A 26,072-nucleotide genomic window follows, 5' to 3' on the forward strand; every position below is an offset into this window, starting at 1 on the left:
TCACGGGCGCTCTGCCATGCATACTTAGCAGGACACGGGCCAGGGCTCGGCCCTCCTCACTTCATGCGGTTATCCCTAAGGATGACCCTTACATCTTTCGTTCCTGAGATCGGGGCTTTCAGTCCTGACACCTCGGCAGCTCCGCGCGTCCGCAGCTCCGCCGAGGTCGAGGCCGAGGCGTGCGAGCCAGCTCGGGCTCCCGGGTTGACGAACCGTACGACGTACGTTACACGGTACGCATGAGCTCGCCCTTGCCCGTGGACAGCGACATCCGGCCTTTCCGCATCGACACCCCGCAGGCTGCGCTCGACGACCTGCGCGACCGGCTCGCCCGCGCCCGCTGGCCTGACGAGCTGCCCTCTGCGGGCTGGTCGTACGGCGTCCCGCTCGGTTATTTGAAGGAGCTCGCCGGGTACTGGCGCACCACCTACGACTGGCGCAGGCACGAGGCGCGGCTGAATGAGCACCCGCAGCTCACGACGACGATCGACGGCCAGCGGATCCATTTCCTCCACGTGCGCTCGCGCGAGCCCGGCGCGCTGCCGCTGATCGTGACGCACGGCTGGCCGAGCTCCGTCGTCGAGTACCTCGACGTCATCGGTCCGCTGACCGATCCCCGCGCTCACGGCGGCGATCCCACGGACGCGTTCCACCTGATCATCCCCTCGCTCCCTGGATACGGCCTCTCCGGGCCGACCCGCGAGGCCGGATGGGGCGCGCGCCGGATCGCCCGCGCCTGGGCCGAGCTCATGCGAAGGCTCGACTACCCGCGTTACGGCGCCCAGGGCGGCGACTGGGGCACGTGGATCTCCCGCGAGGTCGGCCTCGTCGACCCCGACCACGTGATCGGCGTGCACACCAACGGCCTTGTCTCGTGGCCGTCCGGAGATCCCGAGGAGCTGATTGGCCTGACGGACGTCGAGCAGGCCCGGCTGAAAGCGTCCGAGTACTACCTGCGCGAGCTGTACGGCTACAAGAAGATCCAGTCGACCCGGCCCCAGACGCTGGCCTACGCCCTCTCGGATTCACCGGTCGGCCAGCTCGCCTGGATCGTCGGCGTGCTCAAGGAGTGGACCGACTGCAAGGACACCCCCGAGGACGCCATCGACCGCGATCGCATCCTCACGAACGTCATGCTGTACTGGCTCACCAACACCGCCGGCTCGTCGTCCCGCTCGTTCGTGGAGACCCCGGACACGCCCGACGACGCGGACCTCGCCGACGTGAAGCCCTCCACCCTGCCGACCGGGGTCGCCGTGTTCCCTCGGGACATCATCGCTCCGATCCGCAGGTTCGCCGCCCGCGACAACACGAACATCGTGCACTGGTCGGAGTTCGACCGCGGCGGCACCTTCGCGGCCATGGAGGAGCCCGACCTGTTCATCGGCGACGTGCGCGCCTTCTTCCGCCGCTTCCGCGGACCGGCGCAAAAGGGGTGATCTCATGGGCGAGGTGACGACGATTCCCGTGCTGCCGTGCGTGTCGATGCCCGAGACCCTGGCGTTCTACGGCGCCCTGGGCTTCGAGGTCACCCATCAGCAGACGAAGCCGAACGTGTACGCGGCGACGCGCCGCGGCGACATCCACCTGCACTTCATGGGCCTCAAGAAGCTGGATCCCAGCGCGTCGTACAGCACGTGCCTTGTGCTCGTCCCCGAGGTCGAGCGCCTCCACGAGACCTTCGCCGAGGGCCTGCGGCAGGCGTACGGCAAGGTGCCGATCGCCGGCTTTCCCCGGATCTCGCGCATGAAGACGGGGCAGAGCCGCTTCACGGTGGTCGACGTCGCAGGCAACTCGGTCATCTTCATCAAGCGGGACGCGCCGGACGACCACGACGAGGGGGCCGCCGGGTCGCGCTCGAATTCGAGGCTGGGCCGGGCGCTGCGCGCGGCGGCGCGGCTGCGCGATTTCAAGAACGACGACGCCGCCGCCGCCAAGGTCCTCGACGTGGCGCTCGCACGGAAGGAGGCAGATGCCCCGTTCGAACGCGCGCGCGCCCTCGCGGCCCGGATCGAGCTTGCGGTCGCCCTGGGCGAGGGCGCGCGGGCGCGCACCCTGCGCGCCGAGCTCGACGAGGCGCCGCTCTCCGATGAGGAGCGCGCGCAGCTCAAACCCCAGCTGGACGCCGTGGACGCGCTCGATCGATCGTAGAGCTCGCCAGTGACTCGTCCGGCCCGCGACCGATCCATGCTGCTCCGCCGGTCAAGATGGCTCGGTGCCAGGCGCGCCTGGGCGGGTCAGAAAGCGTCGGTCTCGACTGTCAGCACAGCTTCGTCGAACGTCTCGGGGTGCGAGAAGAACGGGAAGGTCAGCGTCGCGCTGCCGAGGATCGCCTCGAGCTCGTCGCCCACGGCCGTGAGCGCCAATCCGCTCCCCTCTCCCAGGCGGATGCCGGTGACGGCGTTCTCCTGGAGGATATTGCCGTGCCACGCTGATTGATGCCAGTAGTTGAACGTGGTGCGCGGGTTGGACGGCGCCGACGGATCAGGCACGGTGATGGGGCCGTCCAGATCGAACGCGAGGCCCACGGGGCGAGGTACGGAGATGGCCAGATCGGCCTGGGGGCCCGAGATGTCCGTGATCTCGTACGACATGAAAGGAGCGTAGCGCGCGTTCACGCCGAGGAGGCGGAGGCGAGCAGCGAGGCTCGGGTGGGTGGTCGCAAACGCGATCTGGTAGAAGTTGCGATCTCCAGCGCCCGTCGGAGGGACGACGCCGACCCCGAGCTGTGCGAAGACGCCTGGCCGGGCAAGATGGCCATTCACGCTGATCTCGGCGCAGTCCGCCGCCTGCGCGACCACGATGGCCATTCCGGGGACGGCCTCGATCACGATGTAGTCGTCCGGCACGAGCGGCGCGACGGAAGCGAAGGGGGCGAGCCCCACACCGGCGAACTCGTCGCAGTCGAGGTATCGAGCAGCGAAGTCGGGCGAGACGAAGATCGCCTCCTGCGAAGCGGCGATCTCCGGGGCGGCCTCCTGGTCGTCCGGCCCCCCCGTCGCCCCGCAGGCGGTCACGAGCATCAGCGGAAAGACCATCACGAACGCGCTCTTCTTCATCGGTTCTATCGAATCCATTCCAGAAATTCTCCCGGGCAGATGCTCCCACTGCCTTGCCGCCGCGTCTATGGCTATCGACGGGTACGGTCCCATCCTCGCGACGGCTCTCCGAGTGTTCTCCGACGAGGCGCGTGAGTGTGGCATCGGGCTGGGCGGAGCGCTGAGCCTGCTCCCTGTGCACGGCTCGGCACCGGCGCAAGAAATCTCCGCCGGGGACACACAGGCGCCGAACGCGGTCCGCCGGGCCGTCGCCGTCCACCGAGCTCGCCGGGGGCGATCGCGCTCGCTCTGGCCCCATGCGAACCCGACCCTCCCCTGCCCTCCACGTCCAGCACGCCCGGATGCGGTCCGGAAGCGATCCAGCCGCGACACGCCTTCCGTGACCAGGAGCAAAATTCTCAGAAAACAATCAGCGCACAAACATTGATAATCTAGTTGGCTTCACCGGAATGCTATCGAGGCTTCGACGCTTCACGGCAGATTGGGCTTTCCTGCCCTGGCCGACCCAAGTATGGATTCAGTGTGCGCGCTCTCCCTGCTCTGAATCGACGCTTGCGCCGCGCGCCCCGGCCGCGCGGGCCCACCGGCGTGAAGGAGCACGAGGAGAGCTTGGGGAGCCGGCGCCGAGAGATCAGCGCGGCGCAGTGACCCCTGTCCGAGAGCCGGACCGAAACACGCCAGAAAAGGGCCACCACGATGACACCAAGGAAGTACCCGATCCTGATCGCGCTCACGCTCGCTGCAGCCGGGAGCTTCGCGGGCTGCTGGCCCGGCGGCCACGTCCAGGTGTATTCGTGCGACGACCCGTGCTGGGGCCTGGAGGCCTACGAGTGCGACGAGCCGTGCGCCGTGTGCGAGGGCGCGTGCGTGGAGCTACCGTACCTCGGGTTCAGCGATCCCATGCTGCTCTGGCGGGGCGACTCGACCGACGGGGCCTCTGCGCCGGAGTGCCCGGCGGAGACACCGGACCTCGTGTTCGACGGTTACGGCGGCTTCGCCGACGCGCACAGCTGCTCGACATGCCTTTGCACACAGCCCTCCTGCGAGCTGCCGCCGGGCCTCCGGGGCAGCGCCTCGGCCACGTGCGACGGGACGGCGGCCGCGTCGTTCGACGCCCCCGACGGATGGGACGGCGCATGTACCGCGCCCGACGCAGCAGCCTCGGAAGAGCTCGGCTCGCTGCTCATCCCGGCGCCGACCGTGGACGCCTGCGCGCCGACGATCGATCCCGGAGGGGCGCCGCTCGAGCTGCCCGCCCCCTTTGCTGTGCGGGCGCGCGGCTGCGCCGGGACGGCGGACAAGCACACGTGCGGGAATCCCTCGCTGATGTGCATCGCTTCCCCCGTGCCGCGACCGGAGGGCTTCTCGATCTGCATCCACCACCTCCGCCAAGGCGAGCCGAGGTGCCCGGAGGAATACCCCGAGCTGCAAGCGCTCTACACGGGCTTCGACGACACGCGCAGCTGCACGCCGTGCGGGTGCGATCCGCCCGAGGGCAGCGCGTGCTCCGCGCTCGTGTCGGCCTACGAGGACGGCAGCTGCCGCCAGCTCCTCGGCGCCGAGACGGTGACGCTGGCCGGGCCGAAGTGCGTCGCAGGGCCGGACCTGCGGCTCGAGAGCATGGCGGCGAGCTGGGTCACGAACGAGCCGGGCACATGCGCCCCGACCGGCGGAGTCGCCACGGGGCAAGTGATACCGAAGGGCGTTTCGTATTTTTGCTGCCAGTCCGACGAGGCCGTCTTCGTGCACTGATGACCTCGCCCGCCCCGCACGCCCGTTCGACGCAGAGCGCGCGGTGCCCTTTGGCGTCGAGGACGCGACTTCGTGTACCCGGGCGCGCGCTTCGCGGCTATAGAAGCGAATCACGCGGAAGGGAGAGCGGATATGCGAATCGCACGATGGTGCTTCTGGATGGCGCTCGCAGCGAGCGGCTGCAGCGCCTCCGACAGCGGCACGTCCCCGGCAGACAGCGGCCAGCCCACAGGCGCCGGCGATAACGGCGGCGAAGGCGGCCTGGACGGCGCGGACGGCGCGGACGGCGCGGGCGGTGAAGACGAGACGTTCGGCGCCGGCGCCGGGACCGGCGGGAGCAGCGGGGACAGCGGGAGTGGGGACGCTGACAGCCGTTGCGTCGAGCGGGCGGCCTTCGTGTATGTGCTCTCGCAAGACAACGAGCTCTACAGCTTCAAACCGGATCGCAAGGAGTTCACGAAGATTGGTGTTCTGGGTTGCCAGACCAACATGGATCCGAACTCGATGGCGGTCGATCGCGACGCGGTGGCGTGGGTCAACTACGCGCAGGCCGACGACAGCGCCGGGACGCTGTTCAAGGTCAGCACCGAGGACGCGAGCTGCGAGCCCACGGAGACGCCGCTCCCGGAAGGGTGGTCCCGGCTCGGAATGGGCTTCTCGAGCGACCTCTCGCGCCCGGACGCGGAGCAGCTGTTCGTGGCGGGCGCGACAGGCACGCCGGGCATCGGGCTCGGGAGGATCGACGGTCCGTCGGTGAAGCCGGTCGGGGAGTTCAGCGGCTCGCTGCGCGGCGCCTCGGCGGAGCTCACCGGCACGGGCGATGGACGCCTCTTCGGCTTCTTCACCACCTCGCCGGTCCAGCTCGCCGAGATCGACAAGGAGACCGGCGAGATCATCGAGGCCACGGACCTGCCCGGCATCGAGACCCCCAGCGCCTGGGCGTTCACCTTCTGGGGTGGCGACTTCTACTTCTACACGGCGCCGGATCGGTTCCAGTCCGCGTCGCGAACCACCAACGTCAGCCGCTATCGCCCCTCGGACGGCTCGATCGACACGGCCTACATGACGAACATCGGCTTCCGCATCGTCGGCGCCGGCGTGTCGACCTGCGCCCCGCTCGAGACGCCGCGTTGAGGGGCTCCGGGCTCGTCGCGCCATAACGCCTCGCACGCCTCGCACGCCTCGCGCGCGCCGGCGTTCAGCCTTTCCCGACAAGACGTCTTCGTGAGAATCCCGGCACGATCGGGGGCGGATCCAGCGAACCCGTTCCCGGTCGTACCGACGTCTACCGTTCCGGCGCCGGCGGCATCACGTTGGGTGTGCCCGATCGGGCGTGGAGGTGCTGCGATGCGGATGAGGTTGCTCCCTGTGCTCTCGCTCGCGCTGCCGCTCGCTGCGGCGTGCGGGGCGGCGCCGGGCGCTGATCACCCGGCGCGCGAGGGCATCTTCGGCGCAGCGGGGCCGGGCGAGTTCATCCTGCTCACCGCCCGGGGCGAGCTCGTGAGCGCCGACATCGAGCCGGGGCGCGTCGTCGGGCCGGACGTGAACCTGGGCGTGTACGCGGCGGGCGGCGAGCGCGGCGGGCAGGCGGTCCGGGGGATCGCGTTCAACCGGGCCGTGAGCGTCACGACGACCGGGCAGGGCGCGACCGGCATCGTCGGCGCCATGCCGCTTCAGCTCTCGGTGACCCGGGCGGAGGCAGGGCTCCGCGCGCGCGGCCTCGTGGCCGGCGCCCTCTCCGACTACAGGCTGGACGACCGGCAGCTCACCGGCCAGATCGGGCGATGCAGCTACGAGCTCACACGGACGGGACGCACCTACGAGGGATCGCGCAGCTGCGGAGGCCAGCCTCACCACGTGACCGTCCTCCTGCCCCGCGGGCTGTCCTCGTGGAACGACGCCGCGCTCGCGACCACGCTCGGGCTGCTCCTTGGCGCATGAGGGCGCCGCCGCCCGTCGCGTGACGAATGACAGGCCGCGCAGCGGCTGCTAGAGCTCCGATCCACCCGGCAGGACGAGCGCCGAGAGCACGCCGGGGACGGGAAGGCCGAGCCTCCTGGGCCCCAGGCCTCGGAGGTCCTTGCCTCGCGCCTCGCACGAAAACCCCTCCTCTATCCCCGTGACGAAGCCCAGATCCGATGGCAACGCGCCGGGCAGGTCGGCCGCGGCGACTTCACCCGGCCTCCTCGAGGGGCGCTCTGCGCCCATCCCTGTCGGACCGCGGCTCGAGGCCGTGCTCGATCTCGCGTACCGCGCGCGGCGCTCGGTGCTGCTCGAGGGGCCGACGGGCATCGGCAAGAGCGAGCTCGTCCGGCAGCTCGCCGAGCGGCTCGGCATCGCCACGGTCGTGCTCGACCTGAGCCTCCTCGAGCCGCCCGATCTCGTGGGCCTGCCGGTCATCCGGGACAACCGGACCGCCTACGCGGCGCCGTCGGTGCTGCCCCAGGACGGCGCCGGCATCCTGATGCTCGAGGAGCTCAACCGGGCGGAGCGGTACATCCAGCAGCCGGCGCTCCAGCTGCTCAGCGCCCGGCGGCTGCACGAGTACGAGCTGCCCGCGGGCTGGGTGTGCTTCGCCGCCGTGAACCCCGAGTCGGCCGACTACCAGGTGACCCCGCTCGACCGCGCGCTCCGGGCGCGGTTCCTCAACCTGAGCGTCCGCGCCGACCGGGCGTCCTGGCTCGCCTGGGCGCAGGTGAGCGGGCTCCACCCGGGCGTGATCGCGCTGGGGCAGGCGCACGAGCGCATCCTGGACGACGTCCCGCCGCGCACGTGGACGTACGCGTCGCAGGTGCTGGGCGCGCTCCGTCCCGAGGAGCTCGCGGACGGCGTGCTCCTGCGCGACGCGCTCGGCGGGTACCTGCCGCCGAGCTGGGTGGAGCTCCTGCTCGCGTCGAAGGATTCCTGGTCGACGCGGCTGCCGTTCGACCTGCGCGCGCTGCTCGCCGACTACGGGCCGACCTCGCCCGCGGGCAAGGTGCTGCGCGCCGCGCGCGAGCGCGGGGAGACCGACCGGTTCGACGAGGTGACGGCGCGGCTCGCGCCGCTGCTCGAGGGGCCGGAGGTCGGCGTGCTCGCGGCGCAGCGGAAGCTGGCGCTTTCGGCGTTCGAGGCGCTGCTCGCCGACCTGCCCGGCGACCACCGCGAGCGCCTCCAGGACGCGCTCGGCGGCAACGCGACGGCGACGCAGCTCATCGACGTCCGCCCCGAGGAGCTGCTCCAGAACTACGCGGGCAGCGCCGCCGAGCAGAAGGTGCTGGGGTGGCGCGCCGATCCGCTGCGGCAGCACCGCGTGGGGCTCGTCGTGACCGCGCTGTCGGCGCACCTCGCCCAGCAGGCGAAGCTCGTCGAGGTGCGGCGGAGCAACGTCGCGCGGGCGTGCCTGGGCCAGCTGCTCGCGCAGCTGCCGGAGCGCTGGGCCCTCCGGCTCGCGGGGGCGCTGAAGAAGCACGGCGTCACGCCCATCCGGCCGCAATGAGGCGGGACAAGCAGACGGAGAAGCCAGCGCAGGGGACGGAGGAGCCGGCGCTCAGGGACGCGAAACCGGCGCGGGGGAACGCCGAGCCCGCGCCTGGAAACGCGAAACCGGCCCGGGGGAACGCCGAGCCCGCGCTCGAGAGCACAGCGCACCGCGAGGTGCCCGAGGACGAGCTCACGGCGTGGCTCGACGCCTTCGTGCGCGATCCGGGGTTCCTGGAGCGGTATCCCTGCTATGCGGCGATCCTCGCGCGGCTCGCGCCGGTCGCGGACCCCTCGGTCAAGCGCATGGCCGTCTCGCTGTTCGAGGGCCGCTTCTTCCTCCACGTCAACGTGGAGTCGTTCATGAGCGAGCCCGTGTTCCTGCGCGGCGTGCTCCTGCACGAGGTGCACCACGTGGCCCTCGGGCACCTCTGCCACCCCAAATTCGCGGGCGCGGACGAGCCGGAGCTCATGGATCTCGCGCTGGAGATGTCGGCCAACGAGTACATCGAGGAGCCGCTGCCCGACCCGATCCGCTGGCAGCCCTACGCCGCGCTCGGCCTGCGCGGCGGCCAGAGCACGCTGGAGCGTTACGAGCTGCTCGTGAGCGCGGCGCGCGAGGGCAAGCTCCCGCAGCGGGGCGGCGAGGCCGTCGACGACCACCGCGTGCTGCGCCGCCCATCGCGGGAGCCGGGCGCGGTGGAGCAGACGCGGCAGCTGCTGCTGCGTGCCGCCGAGGAGGCGGGCGCGCTCGCGGGCGACGGCGACCCGGCGGACCTGCCCGGCCTGACGCTCGCGGGCAAGACGCCCGGCCGGCTCATCGAGGAGCTCACGGACGTGCTCGGCCCGCGTGCGACCCCGCTCGACTGGAAGACCGCGCTGCGGATGTTCGTGGCGAGGGAGCGCGCGCCGGTGCACACGTACGCGCGGCCGAACCGGCGCTTCCCGGGCCGCATCGGCGAGGTGCCTGGCAGGACGTACGCGCCCCGGGCGATCGCGAAGCCGTCGGTGCTCGTGGCGATCGACACGTCGATGAGCATGCGGCGCGACGAGCTGGAGGAGGTCGCCCGGCAGCTGCAGGCGATGAGCGAGGTGGCGCGCATCACGGTGGCCGAGTGCGACACGGAGATCGGGCGCGTGTACGCCTTCGACGGCCGGCTCAACGACGTGGGCGGCCGCGGCGGGACCGATCTGCGGCCGGTGTTCGCGCCGGAGTTTCTGGCGGCGCGGAGGATCTCCGGCGTGATCTATTTCACGGACGGCGCGGGTCCCACGCCGCCGGCGCCGCCGCCGCTGCCGGTGCTCTGGATCCTGACGAAGCCGCTGGAGTTCGCGTGCCCGTGGGGGCAGCGGGCATGGCTGGACCGGAAGCCGCGGCGGGGGTGAGGGTGGCGGGCAAGGGCACGAAGAGGATCGCGCGCGGGGGGAGCGCTGCAGCGGAGCGCGGCCGCACGCCGGCTGGCCGTGCGGCGGCCTCGTCGCGCCGCGGATTCTATGGCGGCTGGTCCGAGGAGATCGTCGAGCACCTGGAAGACGAGTTCCGGAAGCTCCGCGCGCTCGCGACGCTCGAGCTCGGCCCCGAGCTGGAGATCGCGATCTGCCATGCGCTCCGGAAATTCCTCCCCGAGCGCGCGGGTGTCTGTCGCGGCTGGGTGGTGGACACCACCGGAGACAAGCAGGGCGACGACATCATCATCTACGACGCCGCGCGCTTCCCGACGCTGCGCGGGCTGGGCGGCGATCTCGCGATCCGGGAGCGCGTGCCCGCCGAGGCCGTCCTGGCGTACATCGAGGTCAAGCACACGCTGTATGTGCAGGCGAAGGTGCCCGCGAAGAGTCAGGGGCAGTCGCTCGTGAAGGCGTGTCGCCAGGTGGCGGGGGTGAAGGGGCTGCGCCGCGCCCCCGTGCCGCCGGAGATGATCGCGCCGAGGATCTTGCTGGAGAATGCGGTCAAGCGGAGCAGCGGCTTTCCAGCGATCCGCAACCCCTGGTATGCGGCCATCTGGGCGCTGAACCTCCGCGTCGACAAGGATCTAGAGCACAACCCGGCCGAGGCCGTGAAGCGCCGTATCGCTGCCGTCCGGCGGGCCGGCACCCGGGCCGAGCACCTCCCCGATGTGATCGCCGCCGGCCCGGTCCTGATGACGCCCGCGATCGTTGCCTCGGGGGTACGGGAGTCGCGGCCGTTCACCACGCCGGACACGGAGCTCATCTTCACGAACGGCATGAAGGCGCTGGGCGCGGCCATGGAGCACCTCACGTGGGCGATCGACGACATCCTTCTCGGCGAGATCCCGTGGAGGCGCATGCTCGAGCATCAGCTCCGGCAGGCGGACGATGAGGCAGGGAGCGTCCGGCTCAGGATCACCTGATCCGGCGGGAGCCAGCGCTGCTTCGAGCCGCGGTTGCCGTCTCCAGCGCATCGGAGGAGCTGTGGGACGTCAGCGACTTACGTGCTTCATCGCCAACTCGTTGCGAAATTGTGTTCCGGATCCGTTTTCCTCTGCGCAGGCGCGGAGTTCGACGAGGTGCGACTCGGTCGCCGTCAAGGCGTCTCGGTTGCGGCTTCGGGTTTCCGCCAATACACGCTGGATACGGCGGCCGGCGCCTGCTATCGCGCGGTGCCGTGGGTCAGCCCGACCAGTTCGCCAAGAGGACCTTTGCCGAGGAGACCGAGCGCATCACCGTCGGTGCGGCCAGATGGCAGGATCCTCCTGAAATCAGGCTCGAGAAGGTTCAATGCGATGGCTTCCTCGTGATCAACCGTCCAGATCGGCTCGAGCATCTTCCCGCGCCGTGGTCGGAAGCGCGAGCTCACGACGAGGTGATCATCGAGCTGAAGCTGGCCGGGGACCATGTGGACCGGATCGCGGCAGAGAGGGCTCTGCTGCGGCGTCAAGCGAGGCAGGTACAGCGCGCAGAGGAGCAGGGGCCGTCCTGGATGGGCGAGGAGCCGATCTGGATGGTCGCCGCGCACCTCCCGATGTGGCTCGCGCACACCCGCAACCCTGTTCGATTCGCCCCGGGTTGCTACCGCGTCGAACCGCTTGGACACCTTTTCCTGTGGATCGCGGCCAACGAGCTGCCTCTGCGCGACGACCTCGTGCCGTTCCTTGTCGCCCGATCGGGTCAGGCGCTCGACGAGTTCGCTCGATGGGTGGCGCCGCGAAGATCGCCCCGGTGGCTTCTGAGCATGCTACGGTATCTGGCGATGTCGACGAGCGTACGCAGGGAGCTCCTGTGGGAGTTCGAGAAGACCGAGGATCCCGAGATCCTGGCTCGGGATCAGGAAATTCTGGACGTCCTGCTCTCGGCCAGGCCTCAGATCATGGCGCGCTTGGTCGAGAAAGGGCGCCTGGAAGGGCGCCTGGAAGGGCGTCTGGAAGGGCGCCTGACCGAGGCCCGCGCCGCCCTCCGCCGTGTGCTCAGGCAACGGCGCCTCGAGCTGAGCCCGGAGAACGAGGCGCGCATCGAGGCGTGCGACGACCTGGCAACGATCGAGCGGTGGCTGGATCAAGCGGTCACGGCGACGAGCACCTCCGAAGCGCTGCAGTAGACCAGCACCTCCGCCGCTCCGCCTCTCCCTCCTCGCGGGCCCGTTCGAAGCGCGGCCGCACACGTGCTGTCCGCGCTCCCGTCCACGTCAGGACAGCGGGCCGGCTCGATGGATCTCCCCCCAGCCCCCACGGCGGCCTGCGAGCCGCCCGCAGCTTCGCAACCGCGGAGCCCCGTGCCACGCGCCGACATCATCGCGAGGCTTCGCGCCTCGACGCAGAGGCAGCATCCCGGGTCTAGCCCTGCGGGAGAGCGCGCCACATCACACACATAAACCCACACAAAACCACTTAACTCACCAAAAATTGACCAAGAATGGCAATTTTATCTTCGTAATTACAAAGGTTATGTATATCACAGCGTTGTGTCAGGACGTGCTGCGCGGGTGAAGAGCAGTGCCGGGGGCGGGTCGACGCCGGAAGCGGGGAAGAGCGACGTCACGCTCGACTCGCTGGAGGCCGTGCTCCGCGCCAGCGCCAACCCGAAGGACTGGGGCAAGCTCACCGAGGCCGCGGGCATGTCGGCGATCCCGGGTACGGGGAAGAGCAGGACGAAGGCGGACTACTCCGCCTATTTTTATGCGCTCCCGACCGGCGATCGCGGCCCCCTGTACCTCTACGGCGATCTCCGCCCCGTCCCCGGGGCGGAGACGAACGCCCAGCTGAAGCTGCGCTGGGAGATGATGCCGGAAGGCCCGACGCCGGAGCGAATCAAGAGCTCCAGCCGCGCCGTCGGAGGGTGGCCGAAGGTGCTGCAGCGCATCGCGGCGGCCTGGCCAGGGAACAAGGCCGTGAGCGTCGACGTGACAGCGACCTTCGTGGTCGATGAGGCGACCTACAGGCCGCTCCGGGCGCTGCGGCTCAAGGCCACGCCGTCGAGCGTGCGGAAGCATCGACTGACCCAGACGGCGGTCGCGTGGTCCGTTGACCCGCCGAGCGGCCCGGTAGCGCAGCTGTCGATCGCGCGGCTCCGTACGACGGAGCTCGTCCTCGTGGCCTCGGGGCGGCATGCACTGACGCTGGGCCCGGACATCGCAACAGAGCTGGAAGCTGCGGTATGGAAAGGCGCCCGCAACTTCCTCGAGGCGACGTGACCCCGCCCGGGCGCCGCCGCTCACCGCGTCCGCCCGCCAGGCTCTGGTCAGGGGGCGAGGTCATGGAGCCGTCCTCCACCGCGAAGGAGCCGGAGACGATGCGGGTGTCACGCACCACCGTCTACGAGCTCGCCGGCACAGCTGCACCGCCGACCCTCGCCGAGCACGAGGAACGCATCCGCAGCCTGGAGCAGCAGGTCGCGCAGCTCGGTCTCCAGGCCGCGCGGCGCGACGGCCTCATCACGCGACAGCTCAAGCACCTGCGGCGCGACGTCGACGGGCTCGCCCGCGAGCCGGTGCGGGGCGCTCGCCGGCCTGGGTGACGGGCGCCGGAGGCGGCGCGCCAAACGGCTCGCTGAGGAAAGGCTCGTCGAGCCAGGGCCGACCCGCCCGCTGCCCCTTCCAGGACGGCTGGGGCGCCGCGAGTTGGGCGTGCACGGCGCGCCGGGAGCCCCTCTCCTGCAACGCACGCGCTGTTCCATGCGCCGACGTCCGGTCGCTCGACGGAATCTCGAGCGCCTGAACGTCATCCACAGCGCGCCGTACGAGCCGCTCGCTCGACGCCCGTTCACCACGTTGCGACACGAGGTCTCCCCTCTGGAGTCGACTTCCCTGCGACAATGATCAGACCATGACGGACTAGATCCGCCGGGTAGGTAGCGCAAGCTCAATCACGCTGTGCTGCACGCGCAGAACGCTCACCGCAGAGCATTACGACTACGCACATCATTTTCTCACTTAACACGCAACAAGTAGATCATTGCGGCCACGCACATCATTTTCTCTCTCAGCGTGCACAACCAGAGCATTTCGTGCACGCGTCCGATTTTCGCTGCCCGACTCCTGGCTGCGCGAGGCGTCGACCCGAGACGAGCGGTCAGGTCGCCCCGCCGCGCACCGCCGGCCGCGCCCAACCACGGTCACGGTCGCCGCCGCCAGGCACGCAGGCCCGGCGGAGCGCCAGCCCCCGCGGACCACGGGCAACGCCTCCTCAGCCTGGAACAGCGGCTCGAGAGCCTGCGGCTCCGGATCGAGCGGCGCGTCGGCAAGCGTTCTTCACTTCACCTGGTAATGCAGCGCCCTCGCCTCGACCGCCATGCCCCTCGGGTCGCTCGGCACATAGAAGTACAGCTCTTGCTCGGAGTGTTTGCCGAGGTAGTCAATCGTCGCCTCGACCCGTTCCGGCCCCCGTGCTCCCGGCGGCGTGAACCGGAGCTCCACACCGAGATCGCCCAGCATCTGCCTGCCTCCGTTCTTCACCCGGACCGGCAAGATCCACGCGTCGCCTTGCTGCTTGGCCCGGTCCGGCAGCGCCTGGACCTCCGGTACGACCGACCCCTGGGAGCTCGTCAGCCCCGCGTTCACCAGGAACACGACCAAGGCGAGGATCAACGCCGTGCTGACCGCGAGCGAGACCCACTCGGCCAGCTGCCGCCCTGCCCGCCTGCCCTGCCCGCCTCCACCGGGACGTCCTTCCCGCTCCCGCCCGTCGCTCACACGACCAACCTCCCCGCCGCCCCACCGACGATCGCTGGCAGCCCGAGGGTCACCACGCTGGCCACCAGCGTCGGCAGATCACTCGTCGCCTCGCGCTCCCCGATCAGGCAAAGCAGCACCAGCGCCATCACCAGCGACACGGCGCACGTCATCAGCGTCTCGAACGCCCGGCTCTGAAACGGGCTCTTGACGTACACGTCGTGCCGCTCGAACCCGGAAGCGAACAGGATGACGTAGCACAGCGCGACGCTCACCCCGAGCATCACGAGCTGCCGCCAGGGCGAGAGCCGCGACGCGATCATCACGATCTCTTCCGTCGACGCGATGCTCATCGTGAAGAGCAACGAGCCGGCCATCGCCGCCGAGAAGTCCCGCACGTCCGCCCTGAGCTGCAGCGCCTCCGGATCCCCCTCCGGCGGCTTCTCGCCGCTCTGCGGGTCATCCCCCGTGCGCGATTTGCCCCGGACCTGCGCGTTCGCGAACGCCGCCCCGATGCTCACGGCGGCCGCCTGGAGGATGACCTTGCCGATGACCTCGCTGGGCGCGCTGTCGACCGAGATCTCGCCGACCAGCGCGAGGATGGCTGCCGAAAGGACAACCCCGATCCCGACCGACGTCACCGCTTCCATGGCGGTGCCCACGAGGCTGTCATCGTTCCGGAAGCCGGACTCCAGCGAGGACAGGAAGCTCACGACCAGCGCCAACGCCAGGATCGCCCCGAGGTGCCACTCCGAGAGCATCGTCCCGCGAAACCACATCTCCATCGTGTACAGCAGGGGCATCCCCACGATCGCTCCGCCGGCGACCGCCGCTGACAGGTCCCTCGCCTCCTGGCGCCACCCGTGCGGATCGTTGCTCTGCTGTGCTCTCGTTTCCGCCATGTCGTCGGGCTACTGCGCCCGCCGGAGCATGGCCACGCCCTTCCAGGGCGGCGTCTGGGCGTACACGATGAGCTCTCCCTGGTCCGAGAACTCGCACAGCGCCTCGTAGGCAATCCCCGCCTCGTCGTAGGAGATCAACTTGAAACGATCCCACACGGGGTCGCGGATCTCGTAGGCGCGGTCGACGTGGAGGCCGGGCGAATCCGCGAGGATGCGCTTCCCGTCGAAGCGGACGATGAGGTGCGCGTACTGGAACTCGAGCATCGACGTGAGCATCGGCTCGAGCGGGACCTCGGGCTCGAACCGCACGAGCCGGAAGCTGCCGCGCAGGCGCGCGTCGATCGACGCGAGGGCGGCGGCCGCGTCGGGCCCCTGGGACGCGCTGGAGCCGCAGCCGGCGGACTGTGCGGCAAACACGGCGGCGCAGGCGACGAGGAGGAGTCGGGAAGCGCGGAACGCTCCGGAGGGGCGCAGGGAGGGACGGCTCGCCGGGAGCGACATGGGGCGGAGCTTAGGGCGGTCGGGCGAGCAGCGCAAAGCGGAGCAGGAGCGCGCGGCTGAACGCAAACGTGCGAACGATCCTCCTTCGTCGGGCGCCTGCCGCCCTGCGGCATCGACGCTCCACCCCGGCGATCCACAGGAGCCGCGCGGCCTTGCGCGGATCTCGGGCGCTCCGCACAATCCAACGAGCGAGCCGGCCAGCCCTCGACACGCCGGCCGGACGGCGCCGCGCGGCCGGAACGACGCCCGCGCTCGCCCAGGGGGAGCCATGACCGACGTCCCGCGAGGCACCGATTTCATCGCACGCCTTCCCGAACGCGCCTGCGCCGCGCGCGAGGACGCCCTCCTGGAGGCCGTGCAGGCCGGCCACCTGGCGCCCATCTCCTGGCTCCCGGTGCACAGCGAGCACGGCGAGCACCGCGCGACCTTCCTCGTGAGCGCCGACGCGCTCCGCATCGGCGACGCGCACGACTCCGTCCGGATCAACGCGTCCGCCAGGACGACGCAGCGCATGGCGGATCAGCTCGATTGCGCGATGCTGACGACGCGCCTCTGCGATCTCGTCTGGGAGCAGGCCACCGTGCGGATCCAGCCGTGCATCGGCGCCCCGGATCCCACGATGGCGAACACCTCCCGCATGCTGGAGCACCACCGCCGCGTCGAGGAGCGGGTCGCGGGGCGCACCGGGCTCATCGAGAACGTGGGCAAGCACTGGGTGCTCACCAACCGCCTCGCCGGCAGCCGCGACCGCGCCGCCAACTACGGCTGGTTCGACCCGGGCGCCGCCCACAGGCACGGCCGGCACCCCCTGTGGCAGCCGCTCGGGCTCGCGCACGACCTGGATCACGTGGACTACTCGCAGGTCGTCCGGCTCGTGCGGCGGCGGTGCACGGTCGACGACGCGGAGCGCGACCTCCTCGAGGTGATGACCGATCCGGCGCTCGCCGGCCTCGTCTCGTCCGAAGGCCCCCTGCGCGTCCTCCGGCAGCCCGGGGTGCCGGAAGAGGCGTGATCGCCGCGCCCGCGAGCCCCGCTGGGCGCCCGCTCGCCGCAGGCGCCCCCGCGCTCTGCTCACGAAGCCCGAGCGACCTCCGCCATCGAGAGGGCGCCGGCCGTGCCGGAGACCGGCGCGCCGAGGCGCGGTCTTCCGGCCGCGGCGCTCACTGGTTCACGAGCCGCATGCCGACCTCCGCGTAGCGAGGACCGGCGGCCGCGCCCTTCGGCGCCACCGCGTCGAGGCGCCGCAGATCGGCCTCGGTGAGCGCGATCGCCTCCGCGGCGACGTTCTCCTCGAGGTAGCTGCGGCGCTTCGTGCCGGGGATCGGGACGATGAAGTCCCCCTGCGCGAGCACCCACGCGAGCGCGAGCTGCGACGCCTTCATGCCCCTCTCCCGCGCGATGTCCTCGACCTTCGCGACGAGATCGAGGTTCTTCTGGAAGTTCTCCCCCTGGAAGCGCGGCGCGAAGCGGCGGAAGTCGTCCGGCGCGAGGTCCTCGAAGCGCTTGATCTGCCCCGTGAGGAAGCCGCGGCCGAGGGGGCTGTAGGCGAGGAAGCCGATGCCGAGCTCGCGGCACGTGGCGAGCACGTCGTCCTCGGGATCCCGCGTCCAGAGCGAATACTCGGTCTGCACCGACGCGAGCGGGTGCACCGCGTGGGCGCGCCGGAGCGTCGCCGAGCCCGCCTCCGAGAGGCCGATCGCGCGCACCTTGCCCGCCTTCACGAGGTCGGCCATCGCGCCCACGCTGTCCTCGATGGGCGTCTTCGGATCGACGCGGTGCAGCTGGTAGAGATCGACGACGTCGACGCGGAGGCGCCGCAGGCTCGCGTCGCAGGCCGCGCGGATGTACTCCGGCGTGCCGTTGATGCCGCGGACCGTGACGTCGTTCGAGTCGCGGACGACGCCGCACTTGGTCGCGAGGACGACCCGATCGCGCCGGCCCTCGATGGCCCGGCCGACGAGCTCCTCGTTCGTGAAGGGACCGTACATGTCCGCGGTGTCGAGCAGCGTGACGCCGAGCTCGATCGCGCGATGGATCGTGGCGATCGACTCGGCCTCGTCGCGTGGGCCGTAGAAATCGCTCATGCCCATGCAGCCGAGACCGAGGGCGGAGACCTGGAGAGGACCGAGCTTGCGCGTGTGCATGGTTGGGCTCCTTGAGGCCGCGGGGATGGGCCGCGGCGCTTCGACGCACGCCACGGTAAGAGTGAGAGCGCGCTCGAAGTCAAGGGGAGCGGCAGGACAAGGGGACTCTGTGGCTCACGCGCTTCCCCATCGCGGAGCCACGGACGAGCCCGGGAGCTGCGTACGAGTCGCCCGTCCGTCCAGAGGCTGGCTCAGCAGCTCGGTTGATCCGCCGGCGCGTGGCCGCCGAGCGCGCGCACGTCGTCGGCCGTGTCGACGTCGATCGCCCCGCCCGCCCAGTCGATCGCCACGACGTCCTCGACGCGCAGCAGCCGGCCGGCTCCCTGGTCGCCTTCGAGGCGCGAGAGTGCGTCCCAGCGAGATCGGTCGAACACCGCCGGCGCGCCCACGACGCCGCTGAACCGCGACGCGGCGATCGGCGCGCCCGCGAGCCAGGCATTCCGCAAGGCGGTGAGGTGCTCGACCGTGATCAGCGGCTGGTCCGCGAGCGCGATCAGGAGCGCGTCGGCCTTCGAGGCCTCCGCCCATCGGACCGCGGCGCGGATCGAGGAGGCGATGCCCTCGTCCCAGCCATCGTTCGGTATGTGCGCGACGCCCAGCTCGCCGAGCGCGCGCGCGACCACGCCGGCGTGGGCGCCGAGCACGACGCCGACCGGTCCGGATCGCGCCTCGACGCACGCCGTCGCCACGCGCCGGACGAGCGGCGCCCCGTCGAGCTCGACGAGCTGCTTGGGGCGGCCGAGACGACGTGAGCCGCCGGCGGCGAGCACGACAAGCGCCAGGCCGGCATGCAGAGCTCGGGCGCGGTCGCGGAGCTTTCCCCCCTGCGCCCGGCGCGCGACGGCCTGGAGCTCGCCCACGACCGAGAGCGCGATCTGCTCGGGCGTCTCGGCGCCGAGATCGAGCCCGATCGGCGCGTGGATCCGCGGATCGTCGCCGGGGCGGCGGCCGATCTCGGCGAGGAGATCGCGCGTGCGGCGCGCGGGCCCGAGCACGCCGATGTAGCGGGCGCGCGACGCGAGGGCGACCGCGAGCGCGTCGCGATCCGGCGTGCGCTGATGATGCATGATCACGACGTACGGCTCGGACGCCGCATCGATGAGCGCGCCGAGGCGATCCATCGCGCCGCCGGTCGAGAGGACGCGATCCGCAGCGAGGAAATGGGAGCCCTGACGGAGGGTGGGAGAGGCCACCGTGACCCGGAACCCGACCGACTTCGCGAGCGTCACGAGGGGCACCGCGTCGTGGCCGCCCCCGAGCACGAAGAGCTGCGGCGACGGCGCGATCTTCTCGACGAGCACGGTGATCCCCAGCCCGTCGAGCTCCACGACCCCGGCCGGCCCCCGCGCCACGGCCTCGATCGCGGAGCGCGCGGCGGGATCGGCCACCGGGTACGCGAGCGCGCACGGCGGACCGAAGGCGAGGCGCGCGCCGACCCGGACCGCGCAGGCCGTCGAGCGGATCACCGTGACCAGCGTGCCCGTGGTCTCCTCGGCGAAGCAGGCGCCGGCGAACGCGAGCGCGTCGTGGGTCGCTCCGGCCGCGACGTGCTCGAGCAGGACATCGACGACGCCGTTGCAGCCGAGCCCCACACCCCACGCCTCCCCGTCTTCGGTTGTCGAGTCGTAGGTGACCACCACGGCGCCATCGCGGCACCGGTGCTCTCCGCGGAGCATCACGTCGCCCTCGAGGCAGCCACCGCTCACACACCCCGACAGCCATCGATCGCCGGCCACCAGCATCCGCGCGCCGGGGCGCCGGTACGACGACCCCGACACCCGCACCACGGTCGCGAGCAGAAACGGGGAACGCTCCGTCGCCAGGGCCGCCGCCTCCCGCACGATCCGCTCGATCTCATTCATGCGCCCGGCATCATTATCCTTTCGCGATGCGCCCGCCAGGGCGTTCATCGTCACTGGGCGCCACGGGTCGCCCTCGGGCGTCACAACCCGACGTCAAACCGACGTCAAACCGACGTCAAACGACGGCGTGCCGCTGGTCGATGTTGAAGAAATGATAAGAACCAGCGCAGTCGCTTGACGCCGCACCAGCGCAAAAGTATTGCGTGGACGGTCATGAAACTCGATATCAACGGCGTTGTTCGCGAGGTGGATGCCGCTCCGGAGATGCCCCTGCTCTGGGTGCTCCGGGATCTGCTGGGGTTGACCGGCACCAAGTACGGCTGTGGCATGGCCCAGTGCGGCGCCTGCACGGTCCACCTCGACGGCAAGCCCGCGCGGTCCTGCGTCCTGCCGGTGTCGAGCGTCGGGGCGCGCAAGGTGACGACGATCGAGGGCCTGTCGGCCGACGGGTCGCACGCGGTGCAACAGGCGTGGGCGCAGGCCGACGTCGTCCAGTGCGGGTACTGCCAGTCCGGGCAGATCATGACCGCGGTCGCCTTGCTCGAACAGAAGCCGGATCCGAGCGACGCCGACATCGACGCTGCGCTGTCCGGAAACGTGTGTCGATGCGGGACGTATGTGCGTGTACGCGAAGCGGTGATCCTCGCTTCGCGGCTCAAGCGAGGTGGCAAGTGACCGTCTCCCGGCGTGACTTCTTGCAAGCGACCGCGGGCTCGGCGGCGGGGCTCCTGCTCAGCTTCTACGTTCCGCAGGGGGTCCGTGCCGCGCCGAAGGCGGCGCAGCCTCCTCCGGTGTCGCCGAACGCGTTCGTGCGCGTCGGAACGGACGAGTCCGTGACCGTGCTGCTCGCGCACTCCGAGATGGGCCAGGGCATCTGGACCGGGCTCGCGATGCTGATCGCCGAGGAGCTCGAGTGCGACTGGTCGAAGGTGCGATCGGAGCACGCGCCGGCCGCGCCTGTTTACGGCCATCCGGTGATGCAGTTCCAGATGACCGGAGGGTCGTCGAGCACGAACGGCGAGTTCGAGCGGTATCGCACCGTCGGCGCGATGGCCAAGGACATGCTGCTGCGCGCGGCAGCCGCCCGATGGAAGGTGTCGCCCGCGGCGTGCGTCGCCGCGAAGGGGGTCGTCACCCACGGCAAGGATCAGCTGACCTTCGGCCAGCTCGCCGAGGACGCCATGAAGCTGACCCCGCCGGCGAAGGTGAAGCTGAAGGACCCCAAGGACTGGAAGCTGATCGGCACCCTCGTGCGCCGCATCGATACGCCGGAGAAGATCACGGGCAAGGCGCAGTTCGGGCTCGACGTGCACTTCCCCGGGTTGCGCACCGCCGTGGTGCTGCGCCCGCCGGCGTTCGGCGCCAGGCTCGTCAAGTTCGACGCCGCGGACGCCCTCAAGGTGCCCGGCGTCGAGAAGGTCGTCCCCACCGCGACCGGCGTCGCCGTCGTCGCCGCGCATTTCTGGGCCGCCAAGCTCGGGCGCGACGCGCTCCGCGCCGAGTGGACGACGCCCGAGGGCGGCGGGGCCGACAGCGCCAAGCTGCTCGCCGACTTTCGCGCGCAGGCGCGGACGCCCGGCGCGGTCGCCAGCCAGGTCGGCAAGGTCGAGGACGCCCTGGCCGCGGCCAAGTCGAGGCTCGAGGCGGAGTACGACGTGCCCTACCTCGCGCACGCCTCGATGGAGCCGCTGAACTGTACGGTCAAGATCGAGGGCGATCGCTGCGAGATCTGGACCGGCACGCAGTTCCAGACCGGCGACCAGATGGCCGCGGCGAAGATCCTCGGCACGACGCCCGAGAAGGTCCAGATCCACACGATGTTCCTCGGCGGCGGCTTCGGGCGGCGCGCCAGCCCCGTGGCGGATTTCGTCGGAGAGGCCGTGATCGTCGCGAAGGCCGCCGGCGTGCCGGTCAAGGTCGTGTGGACGCGCGAGGACGACATGCGCGGCGGCTATTACCGCCCCGCGTACGTTCATCGGGTCCGGGTCGGCGTCGACGGGCGCGGCATGCCGGCGGCGTGGGATCACATGGTCGTGGGCCAGTCGATCGTCGCCGGCACACCGCTCGAGTCGTTCATCGTAAAGAACGGCATCGACCACACCTCGGTGGAAGGGATCGCCGAGTCGCCCTACATCGAGGGGACGCCCGCGCTGCGGGTGTCGCTGCACTCGCCGAGGACGCCGGTCACCGTGCTCTGGTGGCGCTCGGTCGGCAACACGCACACGGCCTTCGCGGTGGAGAGCATGGTCGACGAGCTGGCGCACGCCGCCGGGCAGGACCCGCTCGCGTACCGCCTGGAGCTGCTCAAGAACAAGCCGCGCCACGCCCATGCGCTGAAGGTCGCCGCCGAGAAGGCCGGCTGGGGCACGGCGCCCGCGCCGGGACGGGCGCGCGGGCTCGCGATGCACGAGTCGTTCGGCTCCATCGTCGCCGAGGTCGCCGAGGTGTCGATCGAGCAGGGGCGCATCCGCGTCCACGCGGTCACCTGCAGCGTCGATTGCGGCACCGCGGTGAACCCGCTCGGCATCGAGGCGCAGGTCCAGGGCAGCGTCGCCTTCGGCCTCACGGCTGCGCTCTACGGCAAGCTCAACATCGTCGAGGGGAAGGTCCAGGAGAGCAACTTCCACGACTATCCCATGCTCCGGATGGCCGACATGCCGCGCATCGCCGTCCATCTCATCCCGAGCAAGGCCAAGATGGGCGGCATCGGGGAGCCTGCCACCGCGCCGATCGCGCCCGCCGTGGCGAACGCGGTGTTCGCGTTGACCAAGCAGCGGCTGCGCTCCCTCCCGTTCCGCCTCGCGTAGGTACTGACCATGATCCGATCGTCTCTTGTTCTCGCCTTTCTCCTCGCCGCGTGCGGGGGACAGACGCCCGGGGCCTCGCAGGGCCCCTCGTCGTCGCCCGTCAGCCGCGACGCCGCCCTCGCTGCGTTCGAGACCGTGCGCGGCGTCCTCCAGCATCCTCGCTGCCAGAACTGTCACCCCGCGGGCGACATACCGCTGCAGGGCGACGAGGGTCGTCTGCACAACCAGTTCGTGCTCCGCGGTCCCAGGGGCAACGGCATGGCCGGCGCCGAGTGCACGACGTGCCACGGGCCGACGAACCCGCCCGGCAGCTACGGCCCGCACGTGCCGCCCGGTGTCTCGAAGGGCTGGCACATGCCGCCGCCCGAGATGCCGATGGTGTTCGTCGGCGTCGCCCCGGGGGCGCTCTGCGAGCAGATCAAGGATCCGGCGCGCAACGGCGGCAAGGACATGGCGGCGTTGCGCGTCCACCTCGAGGATCCCCTCGTGACCTGGGGCTGGAACCCTGGCGCTGGCCGCACGCCCATCCCGACGCCTTACGCCCAGTTCGTGGCTGCCTGGGAGACCTGGGCCCGCGCCGGCGCCCCCTGCCCGGGCGGGTGATCGTCGTCCGCCCTCCGCGACAGGACAGTGTGCCAGGCTCTGATCGTCGTGTCATGAGGGGGCGCCGACCGCGCGTCCCGCCCCGCGAGGCGAAAGGGAGGAGCTCCCCGACGATCTCACCGGACCTGCCCGGCTGATCGGGCTCCAGGGCAGCGACGCCGGGGCGGTCGCGATTTTTTACTGTGGACGGTACGACTTTTGCAGTGGGCGTGTCGCGGAAAGGTCGCGCTCATGTCCAATTGCCTACCGTCTTCTCCTTCTGTTCGGTCATGGTCGTCCCGCACGCGAGCGGTCTCCCTGCTCGCGCTGTGCGCCATCCCGTCTGCCGGCTTCCTGGCGGGCTGCGCGGATGAGCCGGACAACTACTACAACTACTATTACACGACCGGGGAGGGCGGGGCCGGGGGCGCCGGGGGGACCGGGGGCGCCGGCGGCGCGCCCGCGGAGGAGTACCCCGGAGCGCCCACCGCGGACACCGAGGTGGCCGAGCTTGCGCTCGATGTCTTCGGCACCATCGGCAACCGCTACTGGTTCGCTGTCTCGGAAGAGCAGCTCGAGATCATGAACGAAGGGTTCGCCGGCGGCGGGATCCCCATAAAACGATCGGAGTTCGGGGATATCTATTCACCGACCGGGGAGGACGCGACCTTCGTGGATCATCTCTGGGTGACGACGGCCGGCACCGAGGGCAAGACGGCCGATTACGGCAAGGTCCAGGTGGGGATCGCCGGACAGTCGACGATGCGGCCCTGGACGAAGCGCTCGATTCCCAACCTCAACATCGACGCGGACGAGTTCGTCGAGCAGCAGCGGCTCGGCGGCGTCGAGCACCTGCGGCTCAACAACGGCCAGGTCGGGACCATCTTCCGCGAGCGCCTCACGCTCGAGCTCTATGCGCGCCTCGATTACCCGGCCCCCCTGACCAGCTACGCCTGGGTCTCGAGCAATGTCTGGGGTGCGGAGGTGTCCATCCCCTACGTCGTGGTCGAGCGTTACAAGAAGGCGTTCTGTTCGCGCCTCGAGGACAAGCTCGGCGGCGGCTGCGCCAACATGTGGGAGTTCGCCGGAGACTTCGCCGGCAACGACCCGTGGGGCGGCGGCGGGATCCCGATCGACGTGGTGCCGCCCGGGGGCAGCGTCTTCGACGATCCAGGGAGCTGCCAGCTCAAGACGTGCGACAACACCCGCGTGAAGGAGCTCGAGGAGGCGATAGCGGAGACGCCGCAAGGCGAGGGCTTCAAGGCTGCGCTCGCGGGCTGGATCGACTGGCCGGCTTTCCATCGCTTTCAGTGCCTGTCGTGGGTGCTCGCCACCGGAGACGACACGCTTCACAACGGCAACAACGTCGTGCTCGTCGAGCGGAACGATGGTCTGTTTCAGTACTTGCCGTACTCGGTCGACATCAGCCTGGGGCAGAGCTGGTATCCGCAGGTCCCTCTGCCCGGCACGAGCGCGCTGGCCCGCGGATGCCAGAACGAGCCGGCCTGCTGGGCCGACACGATCGCGGCGTGCGAGGACGTGATCGAGGACTTCGCAGCGCTGGACCCCAACGCGGTCCTGAAGGGCATCTACGAGCAACTGTCGGACGAGGGCATGCTCCGCTCGGGCGATGAGGAGCGATACGAGCTGCTGGACGCCTGGATCACGGCGCAGCTCCAGTTCCTGCCGGTGGAGCTGGAGAGGAACCGTGACGAGCCGCAGCTCTGCGTTCCTCCCCAGGTCGATTGCGGTGGCTTCTGCGGCTATCCCCAGGACTGCGGCCTGGGCGCCGGAGCGGGCGGATTCGGTGCAGGCGGGGGTGGCGCGGGCGGTGGAGAACCGGGCGGGGGTGGCGCGGGCGGTGGAGAACCGGGCGATGGTGGCGCGGGCGGTGGAAAACCGGGCGATGGTGGCGCGGGCGGGGGTGGCGCGCCCTGAGGCTCCGGGTGCCCTAGCGGCCCGTCGAGCTCAGAGCGGGCTCGCCGTCGGGCGAACGACGATCTCGTTCACGTCGACGTCTTCCGGCTGCTCGATCGCAAACGCGATCGCGCGGGCGACGGAATCCGATGAAATCGCAATTTTCCGCCACTCATTCACCGCCTGTCGCGCGCTGTCGTCCGTGATGGTATCGGCCAGCTCGGACTCGGTGACGCCGGGGGAGATCACGGTCACCCGGATGTCGGTGGACTCCTGCCGGAGACCGTCGGAGATGGCCCAGACCGCGTATTTCGTCGCGCAGTAGACCGCGGCCGTCGGGAGCACGCTGTGCGCGCCGATCGACGCGACATTGACGAACTGCCCTTGCCCCTGCGCCTTCATGATCGGCAGGCCGGCCGCGATCCCGTGCAGGACGCCGCGGATGTTGACGTCGATCATGCGGTCCCACTCCTCGACCTTCAGCGACGAGAGGGGCGAGAGCGGCATGACGCCGGCGTTGTTGACGATCACGTCGACACGGCCGAACGTCGTCTGCGCGAACGTCACGAAATCCGTCATGTCCTTTCGCTTCGTGACGTCCAGGCCTCGATACTCCACGGTGCCGCCCTCTGCGCGGATGGCGGACGCGAGCTTCTCCAGCCTGTCCGTGCGCCTGGCGCCCATCACGACCCGGGCGCCGCGCCGGGCAAGCAGGCGCGCGGTGGCCTCGCCGATACCACTGCTCGCGCCGGTGATCACAACGACCTTACCCTCGATACCAGGCATGGGAGACTCCTTGATACAGATTGCTCGCCGGCGCGGGACTGCGCCGGTCACGAGGAGAACCTAGGGCTTCACCGCGAGCACGCGGTAGTCGGTTCCTGGACGGCTCTTGCCCGATCCTGCACGGCGAGCCTCCGGCGCCCTCGCGGGCCTCTGCCGGGTGGGCGGATCGAGCGCGAT

General features: G+C 70.5%; 23 protein-coding genes. 16 read left to right on the forward strand and 7 right to left on the reverse strand.

Annotated features, from left to right (window positions below):
• Nucleotides 1–239 precede the first annotated feature (239 nt).
• Together WMF36_RS24915 and WMF36_RS24920 are read left to right on the forward strand one after the other, a co-directional pair.
• The gene (locus tag WMF36_RS24915) at nucleotides 240–1,439 is read left to right on the forward strand and encodes an epoxide hydrolase family protein (protein WP_437573241.1); all 1,200 of its coding nucleotides are present in this window, start codon (nucleotides 240–242) and stop codon (nucleotides 1,437–1,439) included.
• Nucleotides 1,440–1,443: 4 nt separating this feature from the next.
• Nucleotides 1,444–2,151, forward strand: coding sequence for a hypothetical protein (locus tag WMF36_RS24920; RefSeq protein ID WP_437573242.1), 708 nt, complete (start codon nucleotides 1,444–1,446; stop codon nucleotides 2,149–2,151).
• A gap of 86 nt (nucleotides 2,152–2,237) precedes the next feature.
• Here WMF36_RS24920 and WMF36_RS24925 read toward each other — a convergent pair whose 3' ends face one another.
• Entirely contained in the window at nucleotides 2,238–3,077 is an 840-nt protein-coding gene (locus WMF36_RS24925) for a hypothetical protein (protein ID WP_437573243.1), read from the reverse strand.
• Between the two features lie 678 nt (nucleotides 3,078–3,755).
• Between WMF36_RS24925 and WMF36_RS24930 the strand changes: the two genes are divergently transcribed.
• The 9 genes from WMF36_RS24930 (at nucleotide 3,756) to WMF36_RS24970 (ending at nucleotide 13,241) form a co-directional block, all read left to right on the forward strand.
• Nucleotides 3,756–4,811 carry a hypothetical protein gene (locus WMF36_RS24930; RefSeq protein ID WP_437573244.1) on the forward strand — a complete coding sequence of 352 codons (1,056 nt, stop codon included), beginning with the start codon at nucleotides 3,756–3,758 and terminating at the stop codon, nucleotides 4,809–4,811.
• Between the two features lie 132 nt (nucleotides 4,812–4,943).
• Complete coding sequence (locus tag WMF36_RS24935; RefSeq protein WP_437573245.1) at nucleotides 4,944–5,945, forward strand: hypothetical protein; 1,002 nt, start codon at nucleotides 4,944–4,946, stop codon at nucleotides 5,943–5,945.
• A gap of 219 nt (nucleotides 5,946–6,164) precedes the next feature.
• Nucleotides 6,165–6,752 carry a hypothetical protein gene (locus WMF36_RS24940; protein ID WP_437573246.1) on the forward strand — a complete coding sequence of 196 codons (588 nt, stop codon included), beginning with the start codon at nucleotides 6,165–6,167 and terminating at the stop codon, nucleotides 6,750–6,752.
• 178 nt (nucleotides 6,753–6,930) lie between these two features.
• Entirely contained in the window at nucleotides 6,931–8,289 is a 1,359-nt protein-coding gene (locus WMF36_RS24945) for an AAA family ATPase (RefSeq protein ID WP_437573247.1), read from the forward strand.
• Nucleotides 8,286–9,656 (forward strand): vWA domain-containing protein, encoded by a 1,371-nt coding sequence (locus WMF36_RS24950; RefSeq protein WP_437573248.1) that lies wholly within the window; start codon nucleotides 8,286–8,288, stop codon nucleotides 9,654–9,656. Before WMF36_RS24945 ends, WMF36_RS24950 begins: the two co-directional genes overlap by 4 nt.
• Nucleotides 9,626–10,642 (forward strand): DUF6602 domain-containing protein, encoded by a 1,017-nt coding sequence (locus WMF36_RS24955; RefSeq protein WP_437573249.1) that lies wholly within the window; start codon nucleotides 9,626–9,628, stop codon nucleotides 10,640–10,642. Before WMF36_RS24950 ends, WMF36_RS24955 begins: the two co-directional genes overlap by 31 nt.
• Before the next feature lie 254 nt (nucleotides 10,643–10,896).
• Entirely contained in the window at nucleotides 10,897–11,826 is a 930-nt protein-coding gene (locus WMF36_RS24960; protein WP_437573250.1) for a hypothetical protein, read from the forward strand.
• A 384-nt stretch (nucleotides 11,827–12,210) separates the two neighbouring features.
• A complete protein-coding gene (locus WMF36_RS24965; RefSeq protein ID WP_437573251.1) occupies nucleotides 12,211–12,918 on the forward strand; it encodes a hypothetical protein in 708 nt (235 codons plus the stop codon).
• A 62-nt stretch (nucleotides 12,919–12,980) separates the two neighbouring features.
• Nucleotides 12,981–13,241: a hypothetical protein gene (locus WMF36_RS24970; RefSeq protein WP_437573252.1), complete on the forward strand. Its 261-nt coding sequence runs from the start codon at nucleotides 12,981–12,983 to the stop codon at nucleotides 13,239–13,241.
• Between the two features lie 733 nt (nucleotides 13,242–13,974).
• On the opposite strand, the gene WMF36_RS24975 is transcribed toward WMF36_RS24970, so the two are convergent.
• The 3 genes from WMF36_RS24975 to WMF36_RS24985 are packed head-to-tail and all read right to left on the reverse strand — an operon-like array spanning nucleotide 13,975 to nucleotide 15,797.
• Nucleotides 13,975–14,415 carry a hypothetical protein gene (locus WMF36_RS24975; protein WP_437573253.1) on the reverse strand — a complete coding sequence of 147 codons (441 nt, stop codon included), beginning with the start codon at nucleotides 14,413–14,415 and terminating at the stop codon, nucleotides 13,975–13,977.
• Nucleotides 14,412–15,296: a DUF2391 family protein gene (locus WMF36_RS24980; protein WP_437573254.1), complete on the reverse strand. Its 885-nt coding sequence runs from the start codon at nucleotides 15,294–15,296 to the stop codon at nucleotides 14,412–14,414. The genes WMF36_RS24975 and WMF36_RS24980 overlap by 4 nt, the downstream gene beginning before the upstream one ends.
• 9 nt (nucleotides 15,297–15,305) lie before the next feature.
• On the reverse strand, nucleotides 15,306–15,797 hold the full coding sequence (locus WMF36_RS24985) for a hypothetical protein (protein ID WP_437573255.1): 492 nt from the start codon (nucleotides 15,795–15,797) through the stop codon (nucleotides 15,306–15,308).
• Between the two features lie 268 nt (nucleotides 15,798–16,065).
• Here WMF36_RS24985 and WMF36_RS24990 point away from each other — a divergent pair, with 268 nt between their 5' ends.
• Nucleotides 16,066–16,809: a hypothetical protein gene (locus tag WMF36_RS24990; RefSeq protein WP_437573256.1), complete on the forward strand. Its 744-nt coding sequence runs from the start codon at nucleotides 16,066–16,068 to the stop codon at nucleotides 16,807–16,809.
• Between the two features lie 148 nt (nucleotides 16,810–16,957).
• On the opposite strand, the gene WMF36_RS24995 is transcribed toward WMF36_RS24990, so the two are convergent.
• Both WMF36_RS24995 and WMF36_RS25000 read right to left on the reverse strand, forming a co-directional pair.
• Complete coding sequence (locus WMF36_RS24995) at nucleotides 16,958–17,941, reverse strand: aldo/keto reductase (protein ID WP_437573257.1); 984 nt, start codon at nucleotides 17,939–17,941, stop codon at nucleotides 16,958–16,960.
• Nucleotides 17,942–18,132: 191 nt separating this feature from the next.
• Nucleotides 18,133–19,803, reverse strand: a complete 1,671-nt coding sequence (locus tag WMF36_RS25000; protein ID WP_437573258.1) for an NTP transferase domain-containing protein — start codon at nucleotides 19,801–19,803, stop codon at nucleotides 18,133–18,135.
• 213 nt (nucleotides 19,804–20,016) lie between these two features.
• Between WMF36_RS25000 and WMF36_RS25005 the strand changes: the two genes are divergently transcribed.
• From WMF36_RS25005 to WMF36_RS25020, 4 genes are all read left to right on the forward strand, one after another.
• Nucleotides 20,017–20,478, forward strand: a complete 462-nt coding sequence (locus WMF36_RS25005; RefSeq protein WP_437573259.1) for a (2Fe-2S)-binding protein — start codon at nucleotides 20,017–20,019, stop codon at nucleotides 20,476–20,478.
• Nucleotides 20,475–22,610, forward strand: coding sequence for a molybdopterin cofactor-binding domain-containing protein (locus WMF36_RS25010; RefSeq protein WP_437573260.1), 2,136 nt, complete (start codon nucleotides 20,475–20,477; stop codon nucleotides 22,608–22,610). Before WMF36_RS25005 ends, WMF36_RS25010 begins: the two co-directional genes overlap by 4 nt.
• Before the next feature lie 9 nt (nucleotides 22,611–22,619).
• The gene (locus WMF36_RS25015; RefSeq protein WP_437573261.1) at nucleotides 22,620–23,213 is read left to right on the forward strand and encodes a hypothetical protein; all 594 of its coding nucleotides are present in this window, start codon (nucleotides 22,620–22,622) and stop codon (nucleotides 23,211–23,213) included.
• Nucleotides 23,214–23,444: 231 nt separating this feature from the next.
• Nucleotides 23,445–25,130: a hypothetical protein gene (locus tag WMF36_RS25020; protein ID WP_437573262.1), complete on the forward strand. Its 1,686-nt coding sequence runs from the start codon at nucleotides 23,445–23,447 to the stop codon at nucleotides 25,128–25,130.
• 30 nt (nucleotides 25,131–25,160) lie between these two features.
• Here the strand turns inward: WMF36_RS25020 and WMF36_RS25025 are convergent, their stop codons facing one another.
• On the reverse strand, nucleotides 25,161–25,895 hold the full coding sequence (locus WMF36_RS25025; protein ID WP_437573263.1) for an SDR family oxidoreductase: 735 nt from the start codon (nucleotides 25,893–25,895) through the stop codon (nucleotides 25,161–25,163).
• Nucleotides 25,896–26,072: the final 177 nt, after the last annotated feature.

This window comes from Sorangium sp. So ce887, from assembly GCF_051521455.1.
In the GTDB taxonomy this organism is placed as follows: Bacteria; Myxococcota_A; Polyangia; order Polyangiales; family Polyangiaceae; genus Sorangium.